Origin of the sequence: Arenimonas sp., assembly GCF_044348765.1 — a bacterium.
Taxonomy (GTDB): domain Bacteria; phylum Pseudomonadota; class Gammaproteobacteria; order Xanthomonadales; family Xanthomonadaceae; genus Arenimonas.
This window is the reverse complement of sequence record NZ_JBIKSE010000099.1, coordinates 1-9,840: the sequence shown is the minus strand read 5'-3', so window position 1 is coordinate 9,840 and position 9,840 is coordinate 1. Positions and strand designations below refer to the sequence as shown.

At 28.5% G+C, this 9,840-nt stretch carries 10 protein-coding genes; 5 read left to right on the top strand and 5 right to left on the bottom strand.

Annotation, left to right across the window (positions count from 1 at the left end):
• The first annotated feature begins 403 nt into the window (after window positions 1-403).
• The 3 genes from ACIQ0Q_RS09140 to ACIQ0Q_RS09130 all read left to right on the top strand — a co-directional run bounded on the left by ACIQ0Q_RS09140 (window position 404) and on the right by ACIQ0Q_RS09130 (window position 1,500).
• Window positions 404-856: a hypothetical protein gene (locus ACIQ0Q_RS09140; protein ID WP_395772631.1), complete on the top strand. Its 453-nt coding sequence runs from the start codon at window positions 404-406 to the stop codon at window positions 854-856.
• A 4-nt stretch (window positions 857-860) separates the two neighbouring features.
• Window positions 861-1,034, top strand: coding sequence for a helix-turn-helix domain-containing protein (locus ACIQ0Q_RS09135; protein WP_395772630.1), 174 nt, complete (start codon window positions 861-863; stop codon window positions 1,032-1,034).
• A 301-nt stretch (window positions 1,035-1,335) separates the two neighbouring features.
• Entirely contained in the window at window positions 1,336-1,500 is a 165-nt protein-coding gene (locus tag ACIQ0Q_RS09130; RefSeq protein WP_395772629.1) for a hypothetical protein, read from the top strand.
• Between the two features lie 220 nt (window positions 1,501-1,720).
• On the opposite strand, the gene ACIQ0Q_RS09125 is transcribed toward ACIQ0Q_RS09130, so the two are convergent.
• The gene (locus ACIQ0Q_RS09125) at window positions 1,721-2,326 is read right to left on the bottom strand and encodes a recombinase family protein (RefSeq protein WP_395772628.1); all 606 of its coding nucleotides are present in this window, start codon (window positions 2,324-2,326) and stop codon (window positions 1,721-1,723) included.
• Between the two features lie 347 nt (window positions 2,327-2,673).
• Complete coding sequence (locus tag ACIQ0Q_RS09120; protein ID WP_395772627.1) at window positions 2,674-3,438, bottom strand: MvaI/BcnI family restriction endonuclease; 765 nt, start codon at window positions 3,436-3,438, stop codon at window positions 2,674-2,676.
• A gap of 69 nt (window positions 3,439-3,507) precedes the next feature.
• Here ACIQ0Q_RS09120 and ACIQ0Q_RS09115 point away from each other — a divergent pair, with 69 nt between their 5' ends.
• Window positions 3,508-4,275 carry a DNA-methyltransferase gene (locus ACIQ0Q_RS09115; protein WP_395772626.1) on the top strand — a complete coding sequence of 256 codons (768 nt, stop codon included), beginning with the start codon at window positions 3,508-3,510 and terminating at the stop codon, window positions 4,273-4,275.
• Window positions 4,276-4,350: 75 nt separating this feature from the next.
• Window positions 4,351-5,418, top strand: a complete 1,068-nt coding sequence (locus ACIQ0Q_RS09110) for a hypothetical protein (RefSeq protein WP_395772625.1) — start codon at window positions 4,351-4,353, stop codon at window positions 5,416-5,418.
• On the opposite strand, the gene ACIQ0Q_RS09105 is transcribed toward ACIQ0Q_RS09110, so the two are convergent.
• From ACIQ0Q_RS09105 to ACIQ0Q_RS09095, 3 genes are all read right to left on the bottom strand, one after another.
• Window positions 5,415-7,619: a Druantia anti-phage system protein DruA gene (locus ACIQ0Q_RS09105; protein WP_395772624.1), complete on the bottom strand. Its 2,205-nt coding sequence runs from the start codon at window positions 7,617-7,619 to the stop codon at window positions 5,415-5,417. The genes ACIQ0Q_RS09110 and ACIQ0Q_RS09105 overlap by 4 nt on opposite strands.
• A gap of 27 nt (window positions 7,620-7,646) precedes the next feature.
• A complete protein-coding gene (locus ACIQ0Q_RS09100; RefSeq protein WP_395772623.1) occupies window positions 7,647-7,964 on the bottom strand; it encodes a hypothetical protein in 318 nt (105 codons plus the stop codon).
• A 62-nt stretch (window positions 7,965-8,026) separates the two neighbouring features.
• Window positions 8,027-9,649, bottom strand: a complete 1,623-nt coding sequence (locus ACIQ0Q_RS09095) for a tyrosine-type recombinase/integrase (protein ID WP_395772622.1) — start codon at window positions 9,647-9,649, stop codon at window positions 8,027-8,029.
• Between the last annotated feature and the right edge of the window lie 191 nt (window positions 9,650-9,840).

Genomic DNA, 9,840 nt, shown 5'->3' with positions numbered 1-9,840 from the left:
TCTCCCCTATTAATAAAAACGAATAAACTACATCTATCTATTAATCAATTGGTTATGTTAATAATGTGTAATAAAATTTGATACTAGTGGGACCACTAACAAACCCTCTATATTCAACGTATAGAGGATTTTTTTATGTAAAATCGATTTTCTCCCCCATTTTCTCCTCAAAATATACACTATTTTAATCAATTTGATTCGTATCTTGTTTAAACAATTTGCCAATTAATTACTTGAATATCAGTTACTTACAAATTATTTCACTTTTCTACACTATTTTTTATCGTTTCAATAATTAAACCAATACTTATATGCAGAATATAGGAATGATTACACCGCTATATCGTTGCAACGAGAGTTGGTAAAAAGGTAGATTGAAATTTTATGGGATTGATTAGAATGAGTGGATAAACCAATCATATATACTATCCCTATATCCAAACAAAACAAAGAATATATGCAAACATTGGGAGTACTAATACGAAAGTGGGAAAAAGATACAAATGGAAAGTATAAGAATGTATCAAAGAAGAACTTAAAGCAACAAATACACACACTACATAAAAAGCTAAATAAGGATAATACTATTTATACAGAGTTCTCTATTGAGAAAGATAAACATTCAAACATCTACCATACTCACTTAATAATTCATCATAATGACAACGAAGGAAATGTTCAAAACAGATTATCCCAATTCGTTGGAGGTAAAGAGTGGACAGAAAGAGCAATAGGTTTAGATATATACAATGAATGCAATGGTAGTTATGGTTTAATTCATACCCAACCTATACAGAATATAGATTTATACAGAGGTTACATTAACAAATACGGAGAACTAAAAACACTTATCTAACACTATGGAAGACAGAATATCAAAACAACAACTACAAAAGATTTACGGAGTAAATAGATTAACGATTGAAGATTGGGTGAAGACGAAAGAACTACCACTCATTAGGATTTCATCTCATTCAAAATACATAACAAAGGATGATTTATTGGAATGGGAGAGTAAATACCTTTCAAAATAATAACCTCCCATAAAATGAAAGGTTATTGAATTGACCTAGTTCTAATATGCAATGATTAAACATTACACGATAGTTGTAATTCTATTTCTCTCCATTACCTGTAACACGATAAAAACTTTTTCTAAATACCTGTACCAACCACATTCATATAGCAAGGTCAGGTTTTTACTCCAGAATCCATTTTAACACACTATACCTCGTCACTATGAAACCAAATACTGTTAAACCAATAAAGACACCATCAGACCCAAAATCTTATGTTCTACAACGAAAATTAGATATACTCTCAAGAGTTTACTGGATGATTGCAAATACTCAATGGAATTTGAATCACTCTGATGTCTTGGATAAACTTTTAGATAAATTTATTGACCTATCAGATGGATTAGGTGAAGTTAAGCTAAAAGAAGAAATGAAGTTGAAAACAATAATGAAAGATAAATTGATACACCCGAAAAAGAAATAAGAAAATATTGGTTAAGTGTCTGTCAGATGGTTGAATTGTACCTTATACGTTTCTCTTTATAAATAAAAAAGTGGGAACAAAATCAGTCCCACTTTTTTCACTACCTAACCACTACTAGATTAAAATTAGATAGAATATGTAGTGTACCCAAATTCAGAATTAAGATTATCATTAAACTGATAATTCATACTTTCAAAATCATAATAAACAATTTTGTTCATTATACCAATTCCACTATTTTTTTGATTTTAGTTAGTGTATTGGGATGGATTCCACAAATTTTTGATACTTCAGATGCTTTGTACCCTTTTTGTAATAATTGCAGTGGTTTTTCATGTTTTGTAAGAAACTTCATAATGGGTTCTTTACCACGTTGTTTTCGATTCTTATAGATTCCCTTCATCTTAGCTATCTCAATACCTTCCGTTTGACGTTCTTTTCGTATTTCATTCTCAATTTCAGCAAATCCACCCATTACAGATATTAACATCTTTATAGTATAATTCATTTTACCATCTACGAGAGTTTTTAAACCTAAATTCTCAATGCTTACACAAACACCATATAAATGGAAGAAATCAATCAAACCTAACAAATCCTTCAAATTACGTGCTAATCTATCTATGGAGTGAATACTAATAGTTCCAATTTCACCACTTTCTATTACAGATTTGATTTCCTTACCATATGGCCTTTCAAATAATGGAATAGTTCCACTACATCTATCTTCAAATACCATATCATACTCGTGGTTCTTCTGTTGTTGCCTATCTAAATTTTGTTGGATAGTACTGATACGATTGTATCTAATTACCTTTTTACTCATATTTTTCATGTGGTATGTTTTATACCTCAAATCTGTGAAAAATTCCTGAATCAGGCAACTATTTAACAGGTTATTTAGAGAATTGGTACTCCTTATTTATAGTGTACTTAAAATTGTGAGTAGTTCTATATGAATGAACTATCAATTTATATTGTGGAGGCGTTTACTACAATTTAAAGATTAAAATTTGATTGTAATAACTAACAATTCTTACTCTATATTAGGTAGATAAAAAAGGAATTGGAGTAGTTTCATATACCTGAAATACTTGACTACCCCTATTTTCCATCCGAACCCCTTTAAATCGTGATACGGGTTTTTTCTCTGTGGATGATTTTGATATAATATTAGGTTATATTCATATAATCATCAAATAATTCCCTAATCTTCTCTTTTTTAACTCTAAACCCACTCCCGTGGTCGTGAGGTTTTCCATAATTCTTACCTTCAGTTTTATGAACCCCTATTCTAATATCAAACATTATACCTCCATTTTCAATTTGATTTAAAAACTTATCAAAATTGAAATTTAGATATATCTCTCCCTCCTTATAATGAAAGTAGGTTAAACCATCAATTTTTTTAGAATCAGCATAAACGATAAATAATTTGTTAATTTTTGAGGAAGCCTTCTTTAATGTATCAAAATTCCAAATAACTTCATCATATAATACTACCATGTTTAAATCCATAATTACAAGTTTCAGATGTTCATTACCTCTATCTACCTGTAATTTCATATTATACTTATCATAAACTATCCCACATCTATGACCAAAAATTGAAGCATATAGTTTTTTTAATCCAGCGAAATCCGAATCCCTTTCTTCCCCAAATCTATCTTTTAAAATTCTATTAGCTCTTTTTGGTTGTGATGGACTTTTGGAAAACAAACTCAAATAAGATTCATTGAAGATTCTTTTACTTTTCACCTCAAATCCAATGAAATCTGGGTCTTTGAGGTTATTTTCCTTAACACCTAAATGGTCTTCAAATGTATTACCGATACCACCATCTTTATTATTAGGTCTATTATTTGGTAAAAACCCTAAATCTCTAATCCTTTCAAATTCGGAAACTATTTTATCTAAATTTTTTACATTATTATTCATGGTTTTGGGTTTTCAGGTGAAGTCTAAAAGGATTATCTTTACACTTGGACACCAAATTAGTCGTTTAGTATGAGGCAGACAAAAAATGTTACAGATATTGAGTTAAATAAGGTTTACAATGAGAATTGTTTAGAAACCCTTAAAAAAATGAAAGATGGTTCTGTGAACGCAGTAATTACATCACCTCCTTATAACATGAACCTTCGTATTAGAAACGGCAAATATTGTTCAAGACAAATTGTAAAAGAGTTGAGTACGAAGTATTCAAATTTTGATGATAATTTACCCATTGATGAGTATTATGAATTACACCTAAATATCCTCAAAGAACTACTTCGAGTTAGTGATATGGTATTTTATAATATTCAAATTGTTACAGGAAGTAAAAGAGCAATATTCAAAATAATTGGTAATTTATCTGATTACTTAAAGGATATTGTAATTTGGGATAAGGGTCATGGACAACCTGCAATGGCTGAAAGAGTTATGAATCGTAGAACTGAATTAATTTTAATATTTGATAAAAACAACGCAATTAGTAGACAATTTGATAAATGTAATTTCAATAGAGGAACTCTGGATGATTTGTGGTTGATTAAGAGAGGTCAGAAGGTATCATCAGAACATGGAGCAGTTTTCCCTGAACAACTTGTTTATACGATTTTAAACAATTTTACAAACGAAGGTGATATAATCTACGACCCATTTATGGGTACAGGAAGTACTGCTGTGGTATCTAAAAAACTAAAGAGAAACTATATTGGTAGTGAAATTAGTAATGAATATATGAAAGTTATCAATGAACGATTAAGTGCTGTATCTGAAACTTTGTTCTAATGACATATGAATATTATAAACAACTATCGTAACATTCTTGTAATTCCGAATATTACAAATTCAAAGAATCCTGAAATGGATTCTTTTTTTGATGTATTAAATCAACAGATAACGAAATTAGGTAATGATTTCTTTTGGTTTATACCCGTCATTAAACCCGTAAAATTATTATCTGATAAACCAAATGTCAAACAAATACCAATCAATTTGAGTGGTAATATGTTTCATATGAGGGTATCCTTTCCAACAGATATGATTAAACTATTACAATCTTCTACATTATCCCCTAATAATATAACCAATGATTTATGGGTGAATTACGATGTTGTTTATTCACATCTACCGGATTGGAACATACGAAGATTTATTCCTAATAATAAACCGATAATAGGTTATGCTCATTGGTGGGAAATGGAGATTTGTAATGGTAAATCCAACCTTAATAATTACTTGAATTTCGAAAGAGAAATTTTAGGGGCATTACAAATGAGAATCTTATTTGTAAACACTAAAACCCAGAAAAATTATATTATTAAAGAAGCTAGTAAAACATTTAATGATAATATTCTTTTGGAATTAGACAGAATAATTCAACCATTTTACCTAACTATTCCTGAAAATCTAATAATTAAACAAATCCCTCAAAAAAGAGAACGAACAATATTGTTCAATCACAGATGTACAAACGATAAAGGATACAATACTTTTATCAAACAAGTATTCAAATTCCGGAAAAATCGAACTGATTTCAATGTTTGGATTTCGTTAGGTGATAGATATAATATCAATTTTGAAGATAAATGGATTAATACGGATTCTGTTGAAAAATCAGAGTATTATAAACGACTATCCCAATGTTGGGTAACTATTGTTCCATCGGATTCCCATTACGGATGGAATATATCTGCTACTGATAGTTTAATGAGAGGTACTCCAGTTGTTTTTGAAGATTGTGAAAATTATAGAGAAATATATCCAAATGGGTTATTCTACACCAATGAAAGTGACCTATTTTTAATATTAAATCGGCTATTAGATGATGAGATTTTTTATTACAAATGGGTAATAAATTCTATCAATCATGCTAAATTTCTCTCTAATAATAATCATTTAGATGAGTTGAAACAAAATCTATTGAGTTAATCATTTAGTAAAATACTCTTGCCTCTATTCATTAACCAATCCTTTAATTCCTTTTCACTCATCTTCTCATACCAATAAAAATCCCTCTCTATCCTTTCCTCTTTGATTAGTTTCTGATAACGATTAATGGCTTTTGGTTTCCACCATTTTAAAAGTGAATCATCATTATTTTTCTTTGGAACTAAATCCTTTTCATCTATTTTATCATTAAGAAAATCAATAGTATTCTCATAAATTGAATAAAAATACACTCCCCTCTGATGCATATGGTAATATTCAGTTTGTTTCAAATCCAACAACCTAAATATAGATTTTATAATCTTTTGTTTAGGACCACTCGTAATTGTATTGTTCTCTGTAATGGTTGATTTATTGAAATCATCAGGATGATTTTCCTTTAACCAATTATACCAAAATTTATATAAATGATTAGATGGATTTAGTATAACCTTACCTTTTGATAAACCACACTTACTCCAATTAGGAATACCATTATAACTACTAAAAGAACCATATAAGGATGTAGTAGTAATACCCACTAAAACATCCCCATATCTTCCATTCCAATCGTTTTCTATAGTTTTTGATTGAACTAAACCAGCAATTAATTTAGTACCTAAAAAATTATACCCTAGAAGAAAGGTTGGTAAAATTGTTGTAGCCATACCAATATGATTGATTTTTTTCTTACCTATTTTAGTATCGGTATTCCATCCAATTTTTGTATCCCTTCCTTCTAAATGAAGAACATCGGAACCAATCACGATACATCCTAATACCTTATTAGTATATTTATCAATAACTACATATTTGAGATTCCTACCAACATTAGGATTCCAACTTAATGAATGTGTAAAAACTCTAATAGCATTAAAATAATCATCTCCATTAGTAAGTACTAAAACCGGATATAAATTTTCAATTTCAGTTATTGTAAGATTCTCATTTGAAATATCAGACGGCCTCCACAAATCATCTACTACTTGTTTCTTTATATCATTAGAAATCTTTGTTCTTTGGATTTCATCCAACTTTTCAAACATTAGTAACTCTTCTGTGGTAAGAGATTTTCTGAACTCTAAATCCTCAATGAGTTCTTTTCTTTTTTTATCAAATGTTTCAAATTTAGACTGATTAAGACTAATGTTTGTATAACCTTCGTTAGAATTGTAATCACCCATTAAAGAAAATGGATATGTTGTTTTAAGAATTGTAAAAAGTTCCTCACTTGATAAATTAGATATTGAATTTCTAACCAAAGTAATATGATTCCTTTCCGTTACTTTCTTGGATACTGATAATGTTTTAACTGATTTCAGAGAAAAATAGGCTTTATCAATCGATAAAGTACCATTGGGATTTTGAGGTAATTTAACCTTAACAAACAAATCTTTATCCTCTTGGAAAATCTTGTACAATTTTGTAGCTGAACCCCTACTGATATTAAACATTTCAGAAATAGTATTGTATATATCAATACCATCGTTCTTTTTACCTCTACCACCCAATTTTTTAAATAGATGGTTATCTAACTCGTTAAACTCGTTTCTAATAATTGTACCACTCTTTTCTCTTTGTTTGTTAAAATGAATAATCGCTAGTATTTCATTATCAAATGATTTAATCCTAACTGGAACTAATGAAATACCTAAATCTAAACAAGCAAAGAATCTCCGATGACCAGAAATTATCTCAAAATTTTTATTAATTACAATTGGTTCTAATATTCCATAGGTTTCAATTGAGTTTATAAAATCTTTCTTTAGTTTATCATCTTCATCTGAAAATGGTTCATAGATTTTGTAATTATGTGGATGTGGTTTAAGTTTTACAATATCTACCATTTGAACAATTGAATCCTTATTTTCCTCTTTAATACCCAATCCACCCTCTATTTCCTCAAAAATCTTAATTAGGTTATTATTGTTTCCCAATGATAAATTGTGTTTAGTCATTGAAATTAATTGCTCATTCGGTTCAACAAACTTACCCTTACCTTTTAGTTTAATACTCGTAACCCCATTTAATCTTGATTTAAGGAACTCTTCAGCCTCCATTAGATTAATTGTACCATTTCCTAATTTGAGTTTAATATCCTCATTCTCTGGACGATTTAATAACATTTCTACACCCTTCTTATCCATTTTCTTCTTGAAATTGGATAATTCTTGTCTTATTTTCTTTCTTTCGTTATAATCCATAAACTTAAACGAACAAATTTGTTCATTCTAAAATACCTTTTTTTTCCAACATGAACAAAAATTATGTTCAACCCAATTAACCTCCCAACTTAATCCAGAAAGTGTATTTATAATTACAAAATCAGTTGTAGATTCATCTTTATATTCCAAGCCATTTGTTGTTACTAAATCTAAAAAGTTATACAAATCATTATTATTCATAAAACCAACCCTTACTAAAGAGTCATCTTCTCTAAAAGATTTATTTGGACAATCGGTTTTGAATTTGTTAACTCCTCCATCATATTTTTCTTCTAAAATCTCTTTAGGAATAATTAGATTTATGAACTCAATGTCTATACTCACAATTTTCTATTTTAATTATTTACAATAGTAATAATAACCCAATTTACATTTAATAAACAATCTTATAACCCAAATTCATTCAACAAATCATTAACTCGATTCGAATAGATTTCATCTGGAATAACTCCCTTTTCTTTCATAGATTTAAGATACTCCAATTTAGATTCTAATGAATTTCCATTAACATTTTTAGCAAGTAACTCTTTTTTAACTGATGGATTAATAAAATCAAATAATGATTTAAGTTTATCATCGTCTTTACCTATGTATTTCGATGTCATTGACATTGAACTATGACCCATTTGTTGTGAAATTGATTTCATATCCACACCCAATTTATTTCCAATTGTGGCATGTGTTCTTCTACCCATATGAAATGACATCAATTTGTAGAAAGGTACAGATGGATTCTTTGTTGGATTTTTACCTACTCTTCTAATAGTATAAACTGAATTATTGAATTTTAATATTTCACCAATTTCCTTTAAATGTAAATTTACTTTGGTTAAATAATTTTGCCTTGTAAAATCACTTTTTAAACAATTTAATGGAAATAAATATTGTAATACTGATTTACCCTTTGAGTATTTACGATATAGTTGTTTTGATAATTGATTTTCAATAATAGGTACCTCATCTTTTGTTTTTTGTTGAATAATACTGTACTCAAGGTTTTCAATATCAAAATCCCCAACTTTAACTTTTACACAATCGCTCCATCTCAATCCAGTTGCTACACTAAACAAAAACATATCTTTAACTACCTCATAAGTTGTGTAGTAATTGAATTTGTTTTTTGAAACCATTCCTACTATCATTCCTTTAGAATCTCTTTTAGCTCGATTAGTTTCTAAATCTTTTATAGTTTCAAATAATTCATCTTTAATAAGATAGGAACTCTCAACCCACCCTTTATAATGTTTGATATAAGAAGGTATTTCATTTTCTTCATCATTAATTGGATAGTAATCAAATTCTCGATAATTATACATAGTCTCAATTTGATTTTGATTCAACGCAACTACTTTTTTTGAACCTACCGGTAATTTTGTTTTATAATCCACATTAACTCTGTTGACAAAATTCTCTCTTTGAGCGAAAAGTAAAAATTGACGAAATTGTGAAATAATTTTTGCCGAAGTTGAATTACTGTATTGTTTTTGAACTAAATAAGATTCAAATTCCGTATAGAACATATTATCAATCTCACGAAAATCAATCTCTAAATCACCTTTTAGTTTTATAAAATCTTCTACTATTCTCAATCGATAACAAATGGAACGATAATATGTAGTTGTTTTATCAAGTGATTTAATATATTTTTCTTTTAGAACATATAGTATTGGAAATCTATCAACAAGAGTTTCATTGTGCTTAACAACTAATAACTCTCTCTTAAATTGTTTCATCCCTAATTTTACTAATTCAGTTGAAGGAATAATGTTTTCACTTTTTAATCTTTCAATTACTAAATAAACATTCTCTTTGAATGAACGGAGTACCTGATTTTTTCCTTCAAATTCATTATCAGTTTTTTTAATTGGATTATCTTTTTTACCATCACCGAAATCCTTTTTACTACATTTAACGGATGGAGACAACTCTATTCTCTTTGAGAGATGAGTATATATTAATATAACATATCCGTAGCCCTTATCGCTTTTTAATTTATAGTATAAATTCATTTTTTACTTTTAATACACAAACATAATTAAAATAAGGGAAAATTTCCTCATAATTTGAGGATTTTCTCCCCTATTAATAAAAACGAATAAACTACATCTATCTATTAATCAATTGGTTATGTTAATAATGTGTAATAAAATTTGATACTAGTGGGACCACTAACAAACCCTCTATATTCAACGTATAGAGG